21 protein-coding genes and 5 pseudogenes are annotated in these 16,979 nt (G+C 34.1%); 4 read left to right on the top strand and 22 right to left on the bottom strand.

Annotated features, from left to right (window positions below):
- Positions 1–8 precede the first annotated feature (8 nt).
- The 10 genes and pseudogenes from QM867_RS01045 to QM867_RS01000 form a co-directional block, all read right to left on the bottom strand.
- A complete protein-coding gene (locus QM867_RS01045) occupies positions 9–1,742 on the bottom strand; it encodes a DUF262 domain-containing protein (protein ID WP_414314954.1) in 1,734 nt (577 codons plus the stop codon).
- A 124-nt stretch (positions 1,743–1,866) separates the two neighbouring features.
- Positions 1,867–1,989: pseudogene (locus tag QM867_RS01040) on the bottom strand (DUF4343 domain-containing protein); the annotation flags it as partial.
- 48 nt (positions 1,990–2,037) lie between these two features.
- Positions 2,038–2,175 (bottom strand): annotated as a pseudogene (locus QM867_RS01035) (hypothetical protein); the annotation flags it as partial.
- 30 nt (positions 2,176–2,205) lie between these two features.
- On the bottom strand, positions 2,206–2,328 hold the full coding sequence (locus QM867_RS01030) for a hypothetical protein (protein WP_414314953.1): 123 nt from the start codon (positions 2,326–2,328) through the stop codon (positions 2,206–2,208).
- A 290-nt stretch (positions 2,329–2,618) separates the two neighbouring features.
- Positions 2,619–2,879, bottom strand: coding sequence for a hypothetical protein (locus QM867_RS01025; RefSeq protein ID WP_414314998.1), 261 nt, complete (start codon positions 2,877–2,879; stop codon positions 2,619–2,621).
- 30 nt (positions 2,880–2,909) lie between these two features.
- A pseudogene (locus QM867_RS01020) lies at positions 2,910–3,374 on the bottom strand (hypothetical protein); the annotation flags it as partial.
- Positions 3,364–4,362 carry a hypothetical protein gene (locus tag QM867_RS01015; RefSeq protein WP_414314952.1) on the bottom strand — a complete coding sequence of 333 codons (999 nt, stop codon included), beginning with the start codon at positions 4,360–4,362 and terminating at the stop codon, positions 3,364–3,366. The gene QM867_RS01015 and the pseudogene QM867_RS01020, both read right to left, overlap by 11 nt.
- 190 nt (positions 4,363–4,552) lie before the next feature.
- Positions 4,553–4,846 carry a CHAP domain-containing protein gene (locus QM867_RS01010; RefSeq protein WP_414314951.1) on the bottom strand — a complete coding sequence of 98 codons (294 nt, stop codon included), beginning with the start codon at positions 4,844–4,846 and terminating at the stop codon, positions 4,553–4,555.
- A gap of 219 nt (positions 4,847–5,065) precedes the next feature.
- A pseudogene (locus QM867_RS01005) lies at positions 5,066–5,255 on the bottom strand (replication initiator protein A); the annotation flags it as partial.
- On the bottom strand, positions 5,252–5,413 hold the full coding sequence (locus tag QM867_RS01000) for a hypothetical protein (RefSeq protein WP_414314950.1): 162 nt from the start codon (positions 5,411–5,413) through the stop codon (positions 5,252–5,254). The gene QM867_RS01000 and the pseudogene QM867_RS01005, both read right to left, overlap by 4 nt.
- A gap of 589 nt (positions 5,414–6,002) precedes the next feature.
- Between QM867_RS01000 and QM867_RS00995 the strand changes: the two genes are divergently transcribed.
- From QM867_RS00995 to QM867_RS00980, 4 genes are read left to right on the top strand one after another with little or no spacing between them, the layout of a single operon-like run.
- Positions 6,003–6,248 carry a hypothetical protein gene (locus tag QM867_RS00995; RefSeq protein ID WP_001813542.1) on the top strand — a complete coding sequence of 82 codons (246 nt, stop codon included), beginning with the start codon at positions 6,003–6,005 and terminating at the stop codon, positions 6,246–6,248.
- Positions 6,245–6,580 (top strand): hypothetical protein, encoded by a 336-nt coding sequence (locus tag QM867_RS00990; RefSeq protein WP_000806926.1) that lies wholly within the window; start codon positions 6,245–6,247, stop codon positions 6,578–6,580. The genes QM867_RS00995 and QM867_RS00990 overlap by 4 nt, the downstream gene beginning before the upstream one ends.
- A gap of 12 nt (positions 6,581–6,592) precedes the next feature.
- The gene (locus tag QM867_RS00985; protein WP_000567222.1) at positions 6,593–6,961 is read left to right on the top strand and encodes a hypothetical protein; all 369 of its coding nucleotides are present in this window, start codon (positions 6,593–6,595) and stop codon (positions 6,959–6,961) included.
- Positions 6,948–7,247, top strand: a complete 300-nt coding sequence (locus QM867_RS00980) for a DUF5960 family protein (protein ID WP_001072467.1) — start codon at positions 6,948–6,950, stop codon at positions 7,245–7,247. Before QM867_RS00985 ends, QM867_RS00980 begins: the two co-directional genes overlap by 14 nt.
- 117 nt (positions 7,248–7,364) lie before the next feature.
- On the opposite strand, the gene msr(D) is transcribed toward QM867_RS00980, so the two are convergent.
- From msr(D) to QM867_RS00920, 12 genes and pseudogenes are all read right to left on the bottom strand, one after another.
- Positions 7,365–8,828 (bottom strand): ABC-F type ribosomal protection protein Msr(D), encoded by a 1,464-nt coding sequence (gene msr(D), locus QM867_RS00975; protein WP_000420313.1) that lies wholly within the window; start codon positions 8,826–8,828, stop codon positions 7,365–7,367.
- A gap of 119 nt (positions 8,829–8,947) precedes the next feature.
- Positions 8,948–10,165, bottom strand: a complete 1,218-nt coding sequence (gene mef(A) / locus QM867_RS00970) for a macrolide efflux MFS transporter Mef(A) (RefSeq protein WP_000417519.1) — start codon at positions 10,163–10,165, stop codon at positions 8,948–8,950.
- A 385-nt stretch (positions 10,166–10,550) separates the two neighbouring features.
- Positions 10,551–10,721, bottom strand: a complete 171-nt coding sequence (locus QM867_RS00965) for a hypothetical protein (RefSeq protein ID WP_000873143.1) — start codon at positions 10,719–10,721, stop codon at positions 10,551–10,553.
- 645 nt (positions 10,722–11,366) lie between these two features.
- On the bottom strand, positions 11,367–11,966 hold the full coding sequence (locus QM867_RS00960; RefSeq protein ID WP_414314949.1) for a hypothetical protein: 600 nt from the start codon (positions 11,964–11,966) through the stop codon (positions 11,367–11,369).
- Positions 11,967–12,512: 546 nt separating this feature from the next.
- Positions 12,513–13,130: a DNA alkylation repair protein gene (locus QM867_RS00955; RefSeq protein WP_414314948.1), complete on the bottom strand. Its 618-nt coding sequence runs from the start codon at positions 13,128–13,130 to the stop codon at positions 12,513–12,515.
- Between the two features lie 117 nt (positions 13,131–13,247).
- The gene (locus tag QM867_RS00950; protein ID WP_414314947.1) at positions 13,248–14,138 is read right to left on the bottom strand and encodes an aminoglycoside phosphotransferase family protein; all 891 of its coding nucleotides are present in this window, start codon (positions 14,136–14,138) and stop codon (positions 13,248–13,250) included.
- Positions 14,139–14,244: 106 nt separating this feature from the next.
- Positions 14,245–14,853, bottom strand: coding sequence for a Type 1 glutamine amidotransferase-like domain-containing protein (locus QM867_RS00945; RefSeq protein WP_414314946.1), 609 nt, complete (start codon positions 14,851–14,853; stop codon positions 14,245–14,247).
- A 47-nt stretch (positions 14,854–14,900) separates the two neighbouring features.
- Positions 14,901–15,329: an aminoglycoside 6'-N-acetyltransferase gene (gene aac(6'), locus QM867_RS00940; RefSeq protein WP_414314945.1), complete on the bottom strand. Its 429-nt coding sequence runs from the start codon at positions 15,327–15,329 to the stop codon at positions 14,901–14,903.
- A gap of 296 nt (positions 15,330–15,625) precedes the next feature.
- Positions 15,626–15,946 (bottom strand): TfoX/Sxy family protein, encoded by a 321-nt coding sequence (locus QM867_RS00935; protein ID WP_414314944.1) that lies wholly within the window; start codon positions 15,944–15,946, stop codon positions 15,626–15,628.
- A 21-nt stretch (positions 15,947–15,967) separates the two neighbouring features.
- Positions 15,968–16,108, bottom strand: a pseudogene (locus QM867_RS00930) (VOC family protein); the annotation flags it as partial.
- Between the two features lie 109 nt (positions 16,109–16,217).
- A complete protein-coding gene (locus QM867_RS00925) occupies positions 16,218–16,709 on the bottom strand; it encodes a phosphoribosylanthranilate isomerase (RefSeq protein WP_414314943.1) in 492 nt (163 codons plus the stop codon).
- 2 nt (positions 16,710–16,711) lie between these two features.
- Positions 16,712–16,891 (bottom strand): hypothetical protein, encoded by a 180-nt coding sequence (locus tag QM867_RS00920; RefSeq protein ID WP_414314942.1) that lies wholly within the window; start codon positions 16,889–16,891, stop codon positions 16,712–16,714.
- Positions 16,892–16,979 lie beyond the last annotated feature (88 nt).

Below are 16,979 nucleotides of genomic sequence, written 5' to 3'. Positions count from 1 at the left end.
TTTTTATATTAATACTTATCATTTAAAATAGTTCTCAAATGTTCTTTCATATTAATAACTCTGTTTGTATAAAACTCTTCAAAATCAGAAAAATCCAAACTTACTGACTCATTAATAAATAATCGTTTTTTAGAAATACCATTATTTTTAACCCAGGTAGCTAGATCATTATCACTTTTTGCTGTATTAAGTTCACTATTTAATAGTTGCAAATTACCCAATTTATTCCAATTTTTACCAACTCTTTTAATCATGGCACTATAAGAGCTATCTTTCCTTTTGAATAGTGTTTGAGGATGAATATGGTCAACATGGAAATTTTGGTTAAAGTAATCTAAATCCGGATAGAATAATGATAGTACAAAAAATACATCTCCACCATATGTCCGTTCAAACAAATCGTCAATAAATTCAGTATCGAAGTTATAGTTTTTTGTTGGATTTGATTTAGCTTTATCAATAATAACTTGCAAAGGAAAACTAGAACTGCTATTTTCATTAATAATCTTTCTAAGATCAACAAGAACAGTATCGGATTGACCACCAAATATTCTCTTCAGGAAAGATAAAATAAGCCATTGTTTAATCAATTTATGATTTGGGCTACCAAAGAATCTAACCTTAATAATCGCTTCTTCTAAGTTATTTTTATAAACATAATAAATAATGGGAATTGCAGCATTTAGAGCTGGAAAAGTTTGAGAATTAAATCCCATCCTATAAAACATTTGGAAAGTATTGGAAATGCTTAATTTTATTCTAGACCAATTTTTAATTACAGAATTTAATAATTCTTCATCAAAATTTTTTACTCTATTTTTAATATCATTAGAAAACAACATTAAAATAGATTTAATTATTAAATCCGAACTAATATTAAAATCACCAAAGCTACGGACATCTTTAATCAATTCATCGAACTCATCCCTACTCTCTTTCCAATGAGTTGTTAAAACTGACATTAACAAATCTGAAAATGTTAATTTAGTCCCACCGTCGTTTGTGCGTATAAATATATCTAATACTTTATCAAGATCTTGTTCGGTTTCCAAGTAGTAATTAAGAATTTTATCTTCCCTAATTACTTTATTTAATTTTCTTAGTGTATTACGTGCGTATTTTTTATCTTTTATATTTAATTGTTGTTCAACAAAATCACTAATTTCTTCAAATATGTCATCAGGATTTATTTGAAGAATATCACCGACTTTATACCAAGTTTTATCTTTACTATTTTCAGCCTCAGATTTCGGCAAAAATCTGAAATTATATGCTCTGTCGATATCTGATTCACTTTGGTATTCCGAAGTAATATCTAAATATAAAAACTGTTCTTCAAAGTAATCAGATTTATCTACCCAAGGTCTATGAGGTTTTTTCATTGTATAGCTTCCTTTTAAACCAAGGTATAAGCTATTTAGTCTTTGTTGCCCATCAATAACAGCAAAAAAATCATCATCGGAAGCTGTTTTATTAATCATTTCATTTTCAACTTCAAATCTTTGTTTATACTTTCTCAAAAAAGAATAATAGTTATAATTATTTTTTATTTGAGGAGAATTTATTTCCCACAACATCAATGAATTAAAAGGGTAATCTCTCATAATACTGTCGAAAAGTAGTTCAATTTGATTTTTTCCCCAAACAAAACGTCGTTGAATTCCTGGCAAAACATATTTATTTTCATCAATTTTATCAATCGCTTCTTTAATGGTTATAGGAGTTTGAAAACCCTTTGGCATATTAACATCCCCTTGAATATTACTTTATACTATTATATCATTATTCAAAATAAAAAACTGCAACTTACTCGTTGCAGTTACACAGATTTATTTCTGTTCCTTTTAGAAACTTATATTTTCATTTTCAGGCATAGTAAAGACATCGTTTTTTTTTAAAATAAGGTTTTACCATTTCTTTCCATCTAGCTTTATGAAAATTGATTGAGTTTAAAGGAGATAGGCCATAATTTCCCAATGCATAACCAGCTGTCGCTTTCTTAACTTCCGAGACCTGCTTATCAGAGTCAGTCTGTTCTTTTGAAAGAGCGATGCTTGTTTCCACTGCTGTTTTTGTAGCCAGATTGACTTCCTTATCTGTGACAACTTGAACGCCTTCAGCCTTAGCTACTTGTTCTACTTTATCTAATTCCTCGTCTAGAACGGTAAAGGGCAATTCGCCACTTGCCTGACCACTTAATTTGGCTTAGTTTATGTGTTCAGCACTATCAGCTGGCTTTGCTTGGATAAGATTGGTGGCAGGATTTCCAGTTTTCCCATCTTCATCTACATGGAGCGACTGTACACCTTGACCAACAACTGCGCTCATCAAAGTTCCAATCGTAATCGAACAAAAGGGAGGTATTTTTTGCTTTTACGAAAAACATGTTGCTCACCTTTTTCTTGAATCAACATGTAACTACATTCTGCTATTTAGTTCTCTCTCTAATACTACCAAAAACGCCTTGAAATGGTTATAGCATAAAAAAGAACAGCAAAAAAACTACCTGAACTAAGTCAAGTGACTTGAACATAAAAAACGGGAGAACTGACGCATCAGTCCTCCCAGACAAAAACAAGTATGTCACATTCCAATATACCTATGTTTCTACAATTATTTTAACTATCTAAAAAATCTTTCAAAATTTCAAAAACTTCATTTTGATTCAACAAAATATCATCATTTTGAGGGATAGTTGATATCATAGACTCCAGTTCTATCACAAAACGGTGCATATCTGCTTTCACCGTGTCACTAGAGGTTATATTTGACAGTTTTTCACTCCCTACTAATAAAGCTGTTAATCGAGTAATATCGTTCAAATGTTTTTTTATGGCTTTACTTAAACCTTGAATACCTGTGGCAGAGCGTTCTCTCATATCCAACCAAGCTTTAGCCTTGAAAATAATTAAACCACGATTACTCAACACCGAGTATCCCTGAATGGATTCTTTTTCATGCACTAATATATTATAATAATCCTTATCCAATAATAAGGCCGACAAACTAGCATCTTCATCAAAATGTAAGGGTGTTTCTCTCCCCTCCTTCTTTAATGGGTATTCTGGTAAAATACTAAATAGTTCAATCATAGAAGGAAACTCAGGTTTATTTGTTGTAAATCGAAATAGCTGTGCTTTTTCATCCTTCTGACTTCCTTGATATTCTCCCAATTCTAAAAAGTGATTCAAGGTATCATAAAATTCCTTATTTTTTAATTCATCTATGATGACCATATCATAATCTTTTGTTGTCCGACTTTTAAATCCTTGCGAGTCCAATACAATAGAGGTTGCAGTCCCTCCAATCAAAACATAATAGTCTTGAAAATTCGCAAACATTTCTTGAAAAATAGCTTTCGTATTAGCTGGCATCATCTTCTCCTAGATACTGTAATATATTACTTTTTAGTACTTCAATCTCTTCCTCCACACGTGGATCATCATCTTCTTTTAAGGTCAAATAAAGTGAAATAGGATCTACAAACTGTCTATCTTGATTTTCTTTAAAATCGTTCCAAAATTCAGATACAAAAGGGCGATATCGCCATATTTCTAATACCTTGCCTTCTAAAACATGCTGAGATAATGGCAAGGATAATTTATTGAATTGTCTCTGTGATATGACATAGCTACTATTTTCATCCGATTCAGCTAAAAAAGTCAAATAGGATAAAGCATAAGTACCACCGTATAGAAGCCTAGAAGCAGATTTTATATTCTTCAGATCTACATCTGGCAATAAGAGCCGTTTTTTGATGGGATTAAATAAATAGGACTCTGATTTTAAGAATAATTCTTTCTTTGATGCTGTATAAGTGTAAAGTTTATTTGGCTTATTTAACCAATCTAAAGTTTTAAAAGTCCTCAAGCACCTATAAATCGTTGAGTTTGGAAGTCCAGTTACCTGTGAAAGCATATCAACATCTACTTCTTTTTGACCTTTTGTCAATAAAAAGGCAATCCAAGTTAATTGTTCACTAGGTGTTAATTCTTTAGATGCTACAACATCATCATTAGCATTCAATACTAATCCCAATGGAGGAAAAAAGAGATTTCCCTTGAAATCTACAAAAGGAACTCTAGCTTGAAGGAGTTGTTTTTTTTCAATGTCAGATAGCTTTGAAAATACCAAAATAACGTCCATGCTAGCTTTTTCACCCATATTACGAGCTTGAGTAACAAATGAGTCTAAACTTCCTCTTCTCTTTTCTTTAATCAATAAAAATGACTCCTTATGAAACTTCATTTGAGCATATTGAAATCTTTTTTCAAAACTAATTGGTAAAGTTAAAGCTATTTTTTCAACACTTACATTAATATAAAACGATTGAAAAATAGAAATTATCTTTTTAACATTCATTGTTTTTCCTTTTTATTATTTTGTACGTATTTTATCATTTTAAATGATAAAATGCAAGTTTTTTGATAATAAAAAAGTGACTTACAAAAACTATAAGTCACCAAAATATTAGAAAATTTCAATTAAAGACTCTCTATTTCGTCGCATAAGCAAAATTCATGGCACTATTATCTACCTGAGAAAACCGTCTTCATCGACATACCAGAAATGAAATATCTAGATAGACCTCCTTGACAAAAGACACATGACTATAAGAATCAAAGGTCCCATGACTGCCACCAACAAATGAGATAATAACTTCAGCTCTTGGAATAGAGCCTGTTTCACCACCCAGAATTGCAGCAATTGCCACCCAGTCTTGAGCATTTCCCATGATGTTGATAATGAGAATCTTTTCCCCATTTCTGTCCTTGAGTTTTAATCCTAACTGCTTGATGCGAGCTGCTACTCCCCAGGTACACTGGCCATAGCATAACAATACCATCGCTACCTCCTGGAATCGAGTTACCGTCCCTTCGAACATTTTCCAAAGCCTTAGAATCACTTTGGGCTGTGACTCCATTTGGCTGACAAAAAACTTTTCAATCTGGTAATACTACTCTGTCTCTCTGGTCTTGCATTTTAGTAACTTGTTTCTTGAATTACCCTCCCAGTAGGTTAGAAAGCGAGACTAGCTGGACTTACCCGTATTTCCAAAGAAATCATTAAGCCAATTGGTATAATAGGGATTGTCCTCCCAACTAAGACTAAGAGACAGCTCTTGGCGGTCTTTAAGAACCGCATAAACCACCTTGACTTTCAGTTTCATGTCCCTCGTTCATCCTCAAAGAGAATCTTTGGGATCTTGTAATAGCGCCAGACGTTTGATATTGATTTGCTGTAATCTTTTTCATGAGATACCTCCCCACTCTTTTATCTCCAGTTCATCACCTGGTTGGATTTGAACCAAACCACTCTTTTCCAAATCAGCCATCACAGCTGTTGCTTCAACAATATCCAGGCCAGTTTGTCGGACTAGATAAGAAATCACGATATGATGTGATGACTGCATTTCTTTCTACAAAATTTCTCCTTAAACGCAAAAAAATCGAGAACCATATAGAATAGTTCTCGCTTGAGATATAAATATTTATTGTTGTATTCATTTTTCCGATATGTGGGCGATATCCGTAAATACATTTACTTCCATGTACCTTTTTAGGACTTTTTTGATGTCAAAATTGCCTTTATCTACAAAGACAAAACGCTTGTAAAATAGCTTGAAATCAAGAATTTTCACCCTTTTAGTCGTTGTAGCAACACTACACATTCCACATAGTGCGTCTGTGAGACTCAAAAGGTTTGGGTGAATCTTTTGAGGATTAGACACGTTTCACTAACAAACACACACACTCAACGTGTGCTGAGAGCTTTCTTCTATACTAATAGACGAAAGGGTGTGAAAATGATTTTTAAATGATACTGTGGAACGGAACAGTAGCCCTAGTATTGACTACTGTCGTTTCTATTCATATTGGCTATTCTAGGACTGAGATGAAAAAATCTATAAATGCTCAGAATAAAATTGAACCCGCAAATCTCCCCAAAACAATGGTGAGTCATGTACTTGTATTATTCCGAAAAAATACACCTCTGGTGCAGTGAGACAAATTGGTGTATCTTATAGTGGCTTCGTAGATGAAAGCTATACTCTACTATCACTCTTTGATGATGTAGAACAAATTGAAAAAGATAATAGACTTCAGACAGCTATTGATGTTGTCAGAGAACAGTTTGGTTTTTTAGCCATACAAAAAGGAACCGTCCTAACTGAAGGTTCCAGAAATATTGAACGCAGTAAACTTATCGGTGGTCATTCCGCGGGTGGATTGGAGGGATTAAAATGAAACAAGAAAAAAATACAGTACAATTTTCAGAAATCCGTAGCAAAGGATGTAATGATATTGAAATGCTTGAAAGATTTTTACATGGAATCGTTGAAACAGCAACTTCAAAACTTCGTCAGAGAAAACTCAAAACAACTGAAATATCGATACGACTAGTACATGCTAAATCTGAAAACCGATTACCATTGGAATTTACATTTAGCATTAAGCCAACAAGCTCATCTGTGATAATCTATACTGAGGTAATCAATCGCTTTAAAGAATGTTACACAGGTGGGGGAATTCAAGGTTTTACGATTCAATTTGATAAAAATACCCTTGCCTCTGCATAGAAAGGATTTGATATGATTGACCGTTCATATTTACCATTTCAATCAGCAAGAGAGTACCAGGATACAAAGATGCAAAAATGGATGGGCTTTTTCCTATCTGAACATGCATCAGCACTCTCTGATGATACAAACAAAGTAACGTACATGTCTGACTTATCACTAGAGAAGAAATTATTACTCCTCAGTCAAGTATACGCCGGGCAGCTACGCACACGCATTCAAGTGATTGAAAAAAACAAGCGTGTTTCCTACACTGGAACAATACCAAGTCTGACCAAAGATTTCATTTTGATAAAAACTACAACAGGTCACATCAATTTGAAATTAAAAGACATTATTAGTATTGAACTTGTCGAGGAGGTGCTCTATGAATCAGCTTGAGTTTCAGCGTAATCACCTACAAATGGACTATTATAGCGAGAGCTACCAAGATTTTGAACGTGACTTCTACCGCTACTCTAACATGAATATTCCATTGACCTTCCTAACTGATGATATCCTAAAAACAATGGCGACTTCACGTAAGAATTACTTTGTCCTCAATAAGGAAAAGTCCAGAGATAACCGCGATCACTTCTTCATATTTGAAGTAAGTACCGTAGATGAGAATCCGCTAATCTATCATTATACATATAAGAAAACTACAATATATTTAGCAGAAAAATAGGAGCAGTTCAATTGACTGTTCCTATTTTTAATATTCATAAAATCTAAAGTCTTTATACTCTTTAACAATGGAGTCGCCAACCAGAACAGACTATACTGACCAGCGACTACCTTAAATTTAATGTTTCAGATTTATTTTCTTATCTCTAATTTCATAAACTACATCTGCTACATTTTCGAGTAATCGTTTATCGTGGGTGATAAACACGATAGTTCCGGTGTACTCCTTCATTAGTATTTCCAAAGCCTCTAAACTTGGTATGTCAAGGAAGTTACTGGGTTCATCCATTATTAGGATGTTATATCTACCCATGAGCATTTTAGCAAGCAACAATTTTATAATTTCTCCACCGCTTAAAACAGATAAACTTTTTCCAATATCGTTCTGTTTGAACCCCATAGATGCTAGCACTGAACGAATTTCTGATATATTGTAGTCACAATCCTTCTGCATAAACTCCATAACATTCTGATTACTGTTGTACTTGTAACCATTCTGTGCAAAGTAACCTATTTTTGCCTTAGGCGAAATAGAAATTCCTTCTTCATGGTTTAAGATCATTTGGATTAAAGTTGTTTTTCCGATTCCATTACCACCAGTTAACGCCACTTTTGCTCCTAACGGAATTTGAAAAGATGCATTTTCAAACAGAGCCTTATCCCCAAATACTTTATTAATTTCTGCACCGACTATAGGGTATGGATTATGGAGCTCCAATGCTTTACTTTGCCTGAAACGAATTCTGCGAATGCCTTCCGGAGCTTCTACTTTTCCTAAGGCCGCAATCCTGTGCTCTAGGGTTTTAGCAGCATTATACATCTTTTTTTCCTTACTTCCTATTGATTTTTGATGAGCTAAACGCCCTCCGTCTTCAGTACTTTTTTTCTTTGAAGAACCTTTTGCCTTCTGTTCTATTTTACGAGCCTGTTTTCGCTTTTCCTCCGCAGCCCTTTCCAATCGGGCACGTTCCGCAATAAATTGTTCGTATTCTGCAGCTTGGCTCTTACGTTCTTCCTCTTTCTGACGAAGATAATCAGAATAGTTTCCCCAATACTCAGTGATTTTGCCATCTTTCAGTTCCCATATTTTATCTACTATTTCATCAAGAAAATAGCGGTCATGGCTAATAACTAACAGTGCACCTGTAAAATATTTTAGCTGTCCTATTAGAAAATCAATTCCTTCACGGTCTAAATGGCTCGTAGGTTCATCCGCTAAAATACCATGAACCTGTGCCGATAAGGCCTGTGCTATTTTAAGCCTTGTTTCTTCACCACCGCTCATAGTCTGTATATTTAATTGCTCAACACCTAGCTTGCCTACAAGTGCAAAATCTTTTTCCTCCTGCAGAGTTACTTCGTCCAACTGGGGAATATAGGCAAGTTCACCCAGACGATTCATTTTACATCCTGGGGGAGTTAATTCTCCTAAAAGTACCCTGAGTAAAGTGCTTTTTCCAGCACCATTTGCTCCTACTAAACCAATACGGTCATAATCATATACTTCTAATTCATTTATATCTAAAACATCGCGTCCTTTGAATTCCACACGAATGTCTTTTGCTTTTAATATTAATTCCATAACATTTCCTCCTGTCTATAATCGCATGCTTTCATTTGCTTGTATGCAGGGAAAACCCTGCGATTTTAGCAGGAAGAGTTACATGAAAATAAGATACATAAATATTCCTCCAATATTGTTTATTTTAAATCTAATTTTCTAACCTCAGTTATCATTTGGCAAACTATAGCAATGCCAATAATTAAAATACCTGATAGTAAAAACCAATGATTTACACCGATTTTATCAGCAAAGAATCCAGAAAGAATTAACCCAATTGGCATAGCAAGTGACATGATACTTCCGATCAAAGAAAATACACGTCCTAAATATTCAGGCTTAATTTTCTCCTGAAAAAGAGCTGTTTGCACACCGCTATAAAATGGCACCGAAAGCCCCATTATTGCACAGCAAACTACGAATATTACAAATCCATTTGGAGGAAGTATTCCCGAAACGGCTAAACTGGTCCCCATTATAAAAAATGAACTTGTTATTAGTAATACATGCTTTTCGAAGCCCCCTAATCTTCCTAATAATAAGCCTCCTGCTAGCATCCCAAATGCAAAGGAAATTTCCGTAATAGAAATATGCACAGGCGTTCCATTAAAGTGTTCCATGCTTATTAAAGGAAATAGTGCATTGATTGGCATATAAACAAAAGTATATAGTGTTCCTAAGAGTAATAAGGCAAACAATCCTTTGTTTTGTCTCAGAACCACAACTCCTTCTTTCATCTCCCTTATGAAATTTGGTTCTAAACTTTGCACTTGATTACCCAGCTTAGGTATACGTACAATTGCTACCGTAATAGATGCAATCACAGCACCCAATACGTCGATGGCAATAATAGCATTTAAATCCCAAACGGAGTATAAGAGTGCTGCAACTGCCGGACTAACAATATAGCTTATAGACTGCAAAGACTGACTATAGCCTGCGCATTTCGTTAGCTGTTCTTCTGGTACTAAAAGTGGTGTAACCGCATTGAGTGCTGGGGTATGAAAAGCTGTTCCAATGCTACGGATAAACAATACTATCATAATCATCCAGACAGGTAGCTCCATACAGAATGCAACAATAGCAAGCACTGCACCAGCTGCTGCGATAATTAAATCGGCACCAATCATTATCTTCTTCCTATCATGACGATCCACTAGCACACCAATGGCAGGTCCCAAAATCGCATAGGGTAAAAAACCTACTAATGAAGCCATAGACAAGACCATCGCAGATCCTGTTTTTTCTGTAAGGTAAAAAATAATCGCCATTTGCAGGATGGCACTAGTGATTAATGATACTGCTTGCCCTGCCCATATTGCATAAAATTTTCGTTTCCAATTGTTGTATTTTTCCATTTATATTATCTCCTGCATATTATTTTGCTTGAATTTCTATTTTGAATAGCATTCTAGGCAATAAAAAATGCAGGCCAAACCCCACAATGTGGCTTTTGGTCTGCATACATACAATTTGGAAACATTCATATTAAAGACATAGTTAAATAAAGGTATAGTTAAATAACCAATATCCTCACCGTAACTAATGAATGCTCAATATCGTATAAATAAGCACAACAAAAAAGCCTATCATCGGGTATAGATTCTGCTTTTTTTATTGCCAGCTTATCTTAAACGCATTGAGGCTGTCATAGTTTCGGTTCCTCCTACATCTTTGTTTATATCAATTTATAGTATAACACAACAAGATGATATGTTCAATATAAAAGTTATGGAATGAGACTCATACTTCCAATTCGATGCCAGATTTAAAGGATATGACGAAGTTTTCTTCATAGACTGTAACGCTCTGGATTATCTTCCTTAGTAGCAAGCGATTAGCTTTCACAAAATCTTCTGTTTGTAGTTTTAAAAATTCATCAGGATTTTCTAACTCAACCTCAAAATATTTCATTTTACATTCCCTCATTTCATTTATTGATAAATTGAGTTTGCAAAAAAGAGTGGACAATTTTTGTCTACTCTTAACCTTTAAAATAGTTTTTTTTAATCGATTTGAAGTTGCCTAAATTATTACTTATTCGGTAAAATGAAGTATTGCTTTCAACAGATTTCCTTCAACTACACTTCACTTGATTCAAACAAGGTGGGTACATTTCTATTCCCACAAACTCCTTGTCAATGGAAACAAACACGTACCCACAGGGTAAATGGAAATAGAAACTGATAATTTCTAGCTATCACTTCTACTCATTCCAAAAATTTTCTCACTCTGATACTTACCCACCATAAAGCAAAAAGCCTTGCAATCAAGGCTTTCATTATCCCTTTCGTTCAAAGGTTTCTAAGCTTTTACGAGCAGAGCGACACACTCAGCGGTTCGCTATCTCCGTTCTGTCTGCGTGCTAGCACTTGTCAATCACGGACAGCTATCGCATGGGCGGAAGTAAATGCTAATCTTCGTCGTTTTACTCCTTGACTAGCAAACTTACCGCCTCAACATGTACTTATATCTAACTTTTCCTTCTATAAATTGACTCAAGTTAAATTTCGGGTATTAGAGGAATTGAAATATTCTCTTTCTAATCTATAACTATACCTATTCTGTTCGAGTTTCAGCTAAATATATTCCCCATTCAGCTAATTCTTCAGGCAAGTCATAAACAGTTTTTCCATTACTTTCATAGATTTCAGAGATTCCTGGTGAGGTCTTAGAAAAAGTTTTCCAAGCTGTCACTAGTTCTTCTACAAATTGAATATTATGAGGTTCAAAAAAGTCATTAAATTTCGATAGTTCTTTACTATAAATTGTCACAACATTATAGCTATCAAGCATGATCTCATCATGACTTTTATGCCCACCAAATCCAAACTGACTAAGTCCATCATTAATAAGCAAATCACCGTATCTAATCAACAGTGCTAGGCATTCCTCTCTTGAACAACCATCAATATAATAAACATCCTTATGGGATTCCTTGATAATATTCTTTGCTATCACTTTTTCTCTATCAATACTGACAGGCAATTCCAAAATAAAAAATAAGGGCTCGTCATGAATCGCAATAAAGTGTTGAAAAACCTCTAATATTTTTTCTGCGTGTACATTCGCCGTCAAATGATGTTCAGTTAACTTTGTAAATGATTCAAATAGGCTTTCTACCAAGCTAACTCGGTGACCTTTTACTAAATTCAACATTATGCGTCCTCCAGAGAATTTAAATATTATACACATTTATAATCTCATTATACCATTAAACCCCTAAAAAGACTGCAACTTCCCAGTCACAGTCTCTTATAAATCTACCTCAGTTCCTTCAAGGAAAGTTACTACAATTTGTCCAGCTCTGAAATAGATTGATAGCATGTCAGACTATAGTATCAAGAAGCCCAACTTGAACTATTACTCTGATTCTTACCCTCTATTCGATTAGAGAAGCTACCTTCACGCTTTTCTTTATTCCTTTCGTTCACTTTTAAGAGCAGAGAAACACTCTCAGCGGTTCGCTGTTACCGTATCGTTTCGTTGTAAACTCCTTACTCTACGACAGCTGTCCCATGGGCGGAGCATCTACTTCTACTTCGCTGATGCCTCAGCTCGTACAAGCAGTGATACAGCCTCAATATGTGGTGCTAGCAAACTTCTATATTATAGAATGAAAGGGATAGAGTTGTTGTTTAAAATTATACTTTAGAATGAAAATATTTTATAGTTCCCTTTTTTCAACTTTATAGCTGATAATTGTCACTTAATAAATTTACTTGCTAACTTGTAAACTTGTTGAATCTCTTTACTATTAATATCCCAACCATCAAGTTCTTCTTTGATCAACTCTGGAAATTTTTTGCTAATATCCCTCAAAGCATTACCAACTGATTTTCTAACATACTCACTAGAATCTTCTTTTAATGTTGCGATTCGTTTAATAGCTTCATCTGGATTATCCTTGAAATATGGTCTACTCGTCCATATTCTCAAACCTTCTGTAACAGCTCTTCTGACATTTGGATTATTATTTTGTAGCCAGTCGTCAATAACCGGAAGAGATTTTTCATAACCTGTTTGCTTACAAAATTCATCAAATGCTTTTGCTAATACTTCTTGAACTCTCCAATTGTCATCCTTTGAAACCTCATCCCTCATGAAGATCAAAATTTCTTCATATGATGACAAATATCCAAAGAGAAATACACTGTACATTCTAACTTGATATACATTGGATTTAAAAGCTAAAAATGCTAATTCTTTGGTATACGCATTATCGTTCGAGAGATAGTCAGCAAGAGCTCTTTGCTCTTCTTCTTTAAATCCATTTTCTATTAAAGAGAATTCTTTTTCTAAATTTAAAATATATTCTTTCATGTAACTTGAACCCGAAACAACATCCCAATTTTCAAGATATTTCTCGATAGGTATTAATAAAGAATTGAATTCATTATAATATGAGCAAATAATCTTGACATTTTTTCAAATTGATATTTAAACCCTTTTATTATTCAACCGATTCTCAATCAAATACCAACTAGGAATGATTTGCTTCATATCATCATACCATTCTAAAATTTCCTTAGCTTGATTTTGCATTACTGCTATTTCTTCGATTCCGTAAGGAACAGCCCATGGCAGAGCACCAACTATGTTATTTATAATATAGATAGCAAGAAGTTTCCAAAATAAATCTGGAACCTTACCATCAAAATATCCATCTATCATACCAGAGGCAAAAGAAGGTGAAACTTGAGCAGACCATACAATACGATTGAATTCCTCCCAAGGATCTCCAAGATCAAATCGATCAAAGTCAATGACATAAATTTTACGATCTTCACCAATCATGAAATTCCCGATATGATAATCTCCATGTTGGAAAACCTGTGGTCTATCTTTTAACAATTCTCGATTTGCATTTAAAAAATCAATAAAAATCTGACCATTTTCGTATTGGACGGGACATTCTTTGTATTTTTTGATTTTGTCATCAATTTTTCGATTAAAAAATGATTCCCAATCTTCACGAACTTCTGTAACAGGAAGTGAATGAATTTTTCGAAGTATACTTCCTGCTTCTACTCCGTAAGTGTATTGTTGTTCTTTCGAATAAGTTAAAATGGTTTCTCTTGCATCTTTCCCGTCTATCCATTCGTGTAAAGAATGTACTCCATCATCGCAGAGTTCAATGCTAATTGGTTTACACATCGGAACTCCAAGAGAAGCTACTTTCTCCATCATATCAAATTCAAATTTTTTAGAATCTAACTTCTCCTTATCAGAAACACGCAAGAAATATTTTTGCTGATTTTGATCTGTCACACAATATTTTTTATCATCTGACCACCCTTTATTTATGGCTATCTTACTACTAAAATCCATCAAGCACACTCCGATTCATTTCACAACACTTTTTGCAGTTTTCACTAGTAACCTATCCAGTTCGTCTACACTTTAGTTACCTAGATCAAGATTTAGATAATGAAAACTAGTCAATTCTCTCAATAATGTTTCCAGATTTATCCAAGACAAGACAGGAATGATCATTTAGTGGGATTATGGGAACATTAACGAGTTCTTCAGCTCTATCCTTATTAGCTTTATCATTCCAGGAATCATAATGGACACTAATTAAAAACTGACTAAAAAGTCCCAACCCATTTTTAATCTTTATCTGATGATCTGAATTATCATTTGGTGAAACATAGACTTTTTCTCCTAATAATAGGGCTCCTGCAGAAAATCCCATAACTTTCGCCCCTTTATTCAGCATATGATAGATATAATTCTTGAACTCCTGATTGACGTAAGTAGCTAAATACTTTTCCGTATTTCCACCACCTATGATAATTAGATCAGCATCTAGATAGCTACTAAAATTAATCTGTTCAATGTCCAAGAGTAAGTAATCAGTGTTTAGGTTAGAAAAATGGCTTCGGAAAACTTCCGTGTACTTTTTCATATACGGTTCCCAATTTTCTCGATAAACTGTAAAAATGACAATTCTTTCGATCTTCCTTGATGACACAATTTTATTAACAATCGTATGGTTCTTTATCGGCGGATTTCCACCCATCAAAAAAATTTGTTCGTCCAATCTTTCACACTTCCTAAAGATACATAAATTTTGACCACGTTCTGAAATTATAATTTCTTCTTAAAATGAATAATTCTATTTGCCTCCTGAAATCCAATATTGAGATGAAATCTTATAGAATCCGTATTCGTTAAAGTACAGTCACTTGCAAATTCCTTACATCCTTTATTTTTCGCCCATTCCTCACATTTTTTACAGAGATTTTTAGCAATATCCTTTAAACGATATTCCTCGTCGACAATAATCCCTTCTAAGAATCCAACAGGACTATATTTACAACCTTCAACATAATCAAATCTGAGTGAACATAGTGCTAGACCTACAATTGTGTCACCTTCAACTTCAGTAAAGATTGCAGTATTTTTGCCATTCGTATATCTTTTTACTTCATCAATAGCTTCTTTATCGGTCAATTGGGGCCATAATTGTTTCATTAGTTTAGCCGTTTTTATAGAATCTTTTATTATTCCATCCATATTGATGTTCCTCCGCAAATTACAGGAAAATGTTTCGAATCATGCTGTTCCTTTGTTACTCATTGATTGATACCAATACCATCCCCTTCTACTTTTCGATGTCTCAGATCGGAAGAGCAGAGCCACGCACTCAGCGATTCGGACTTACCGTATCATTTCGTCGGTTTCCCTCCTCATTCTACGAGTCCTATCGCATGGGCAGAACATCCTCAGTCATGGAGAACATATCCACATACTTTTTAACGATATCATAAGGTTATCGTTAAATGGTATTACCTAGATAAACTGAGATTTTATTATTTATTTTTCTTTGGTTTTGCTTCAGGTAACTCATCATACATTGAATTAAATAAGCCGGTTAAATATTCTTTGTTGTCAACATCATCTACCAATAGCATTTCCTTTGCACCTTCATACGGCAATTCGTATTCTACATTCGGCATATACGCTATTGCAGATTTGAAAGGCTGCACTAAAAATCTATCATCATAAATTCCACCCATGATTTTCCCTCGATAATAAATTATATATTCACCCATCATTGCTCTATATGATATTTCTTCCAACTCGGACAATTGTTCTAAAATGAAATCTAAATATTCTTTACTTGAAGCCATTTTTGCTATCTCCCTTAATTACTAAAATTTCAATAGTCCATTTTCATCAAATTGAAAATTGGGTCCCCAAGAAACTTCCCAATAATATCCATCTAAATCCGAAAAATATGCGTGATATCCACCCCAGAAAAGTCCCTGTGGCTCTTTTACAATTTTTCCACCTGCTTTTTCTTACTAATTCTAGTACTCGCAAATATAGTATAAATTAAATAACCAATAAAAATGATAATAAAAATAACATAGCAGCCAGTCTTACAACTTACTACTTAATTTACAAATGTCTTTCCAGCCACTCGATCTTTTTAAAATCCTTATTGTTATTGTGATCATTTCGATAGGAGTCTTGAGAAGAAGCTTTGTAAATACTTAGATACTGCTCCAGACTTGGAAGACGAAAAGTGATACCTTCAATGTGAATAAGCTCTATATCCGATTCCGAAACTCCTGCAAAATCAGGTAAGGAATCGATACTTCCATATTCAACACTCACTCGATCCTTTTTGAATTCATGCTCATGAATATCTATTAAGACGTAGCCTAAGTCTTTCATCACTTTCATTATCTTGTCCCATTCATAAATTCTGAGATGATCAGGCGCTTCCCAACCTCTAGGGTCACCAGGCACATGAATGTCAATGTCAGACGGCCCCCAATTTTCTTTCGTTCTAAACTCCAATCCCAATGACCCAATCAGTGTCGGTGTAATTCCGACTCGATTTAAATGGAAACAAATGGTTTTAAATTCTTCAAATAAGAGACTCATGTTTACTCTAAACCTTTCATATAAATGTTCGTTATTTCTACTTTATTACCTTGAACAAAATCATTTTCATTTTCTAGAGTATATCCAGTTATTTTAGATACAAATTCTTTTCCTTCTTTTAAGGACCCAAATGCGACTAGATCTTTATAAGAAGGATTTTGATACAATTCCAACATATACATCTCTAGTCCTTCTGATTTTTGAACGATTATCCACATTTCACTAACAAACCTACACACTCGACATGTGATAATATTTTTTGTACTAATA

It is taken from the genome of Streptococcus infantis, from assembly GCF_047463635.1.
Taxonomy (GTDB): Bacteria; Bacillota; Bacilli; order Lactobacillales; family Streptococcaceae; genus Streptococcus; species Streptococcus infantis_W.
Note: the sequence above shows the minus strand (reverse complement) of the source record. Positions and strands in the feature narration are given on the sequence as shown.

What these genes read in the sequence shown, in the direction of transcription:
- QM867_RS01030 (WP_414314953.1), bottom strand. Translation starts at nt 2,328, where the DNA reads ATGAGCGCAGTTGTTGGTCAAGGTGTACAGTCGCTCCATGTAGATGAA.
- QM867_RS00980 (WP_001072467.1), top strand. Translation starts at nt 6,948, where the DNA reads ATGAATCAGCTTGAGTTTCAGCGTAATCACCTACAAATGGACTATTAT.
- QM867_RS01045 (WP_414314954.1), bottom strand. Translation starts at nt 1,742, where the DNA reads ATGCCAAAGGGTTTTCAAACTCCTATAACCATTAAAGAAGCGATTGAT.
- QM867_RS01010 (WP_414314951.1), bottom strand. Translation starts at nt 4,846, where the DNA reads ATGGTATTGTTATGCTATGGCCAGTGTACCTGGGGAGTAGCAGCTCGC.
- QM867_RS00965 (WP_000873143.1), bottom strand. Translation starts at nt 10,721, where the DNA reads ATGAAATATTTTGAGGTTGAGTTAGAAAATCCTGATGAATTTTTAAAA.
- QM867_RS00920 (WP_414314942.1), bottom strand. Translation starts at nt 16,891, where the DNA reads ATGTATATGTTGGAATTGTATCAAAATCCTTCTTATAAAGATCTAGTC.
- QM867_RS00955 (WP_414314948.1), bottom strand. Translation starts at nt 13,130, where the DNA reads ATGAAAGAATATATTTTAAATTTAGAAAAAGAATTCTCTTTAATAGAA.
- QM867_RS01015 (WP_414314952.1), bottom strand. Translation starts at nt 4,362, where the DNA reads ATGAATGTTAAAAAGATAATTTCTATTTTTCAATCGTTTTATATTAAT.
- QM867_RS00960 (WP_414314949.1), bottom strand. Translation starts at nt 11,966, where the DNA reads ATGTTGAATTTAGTAAAAGGTCACCGAGTTAGCTTGGTAGAAAGCCTA.
- QM867_RS01000 (WP_414314950.1), bottom strand. Translation starts at nt 5,413, where the DNA reads ATGCAGTCATCACATCATATCGTGATTTCTTATCTAGTCCGACAAACT.
- QM867_RS00985 (WP_000567222.1), top strand. Translation starts at nt 6,593, where the DNA reads ATGATTGACCGTTCATATTTACCATTTCAATCAGCAAGAGAGTACCAG.
- QM867_RS00950 (WP_414314947.1), bottom strand. Translation starts at nt 14,138, where the DNA reads ATGGATTTTAGTAGTAAGATAGCCATAAATAAAGGGTGGTCAGATGAT.
- QM867_RS00935 (WP_414314944.1), bottom strand. Translation starts at nt 15,946, where the DNA reads ATGGCTTCAAGTAAAGAATATTTAGATTTCATTTTAGAACAATTGTCC.
- QM867_RS00990 (WP_000806926.1), top strand. Translation starts at nt 6,245, where the DNA reads ATGAAACAAGAAAAAAATACAGTACAATTTTCAGAAATCCGTAGCAAA.
- QM867_RS00925 (WP_414314943.1), bottom strand. Translation starts at nt 16,709, where the DNA reads ATGAGTCTCTTATTTGAAGAATTTAAAACCATTTGTTTCCATTTAAAT.
- QM867_RS01025 (WP_414314998.1), bottom strand. Translation starts at nt 2,879, where the DNA reads ATGAGAGAACGCTCTGCCACAGGTATTCAAGGTTTAAGTAAAGCCATA.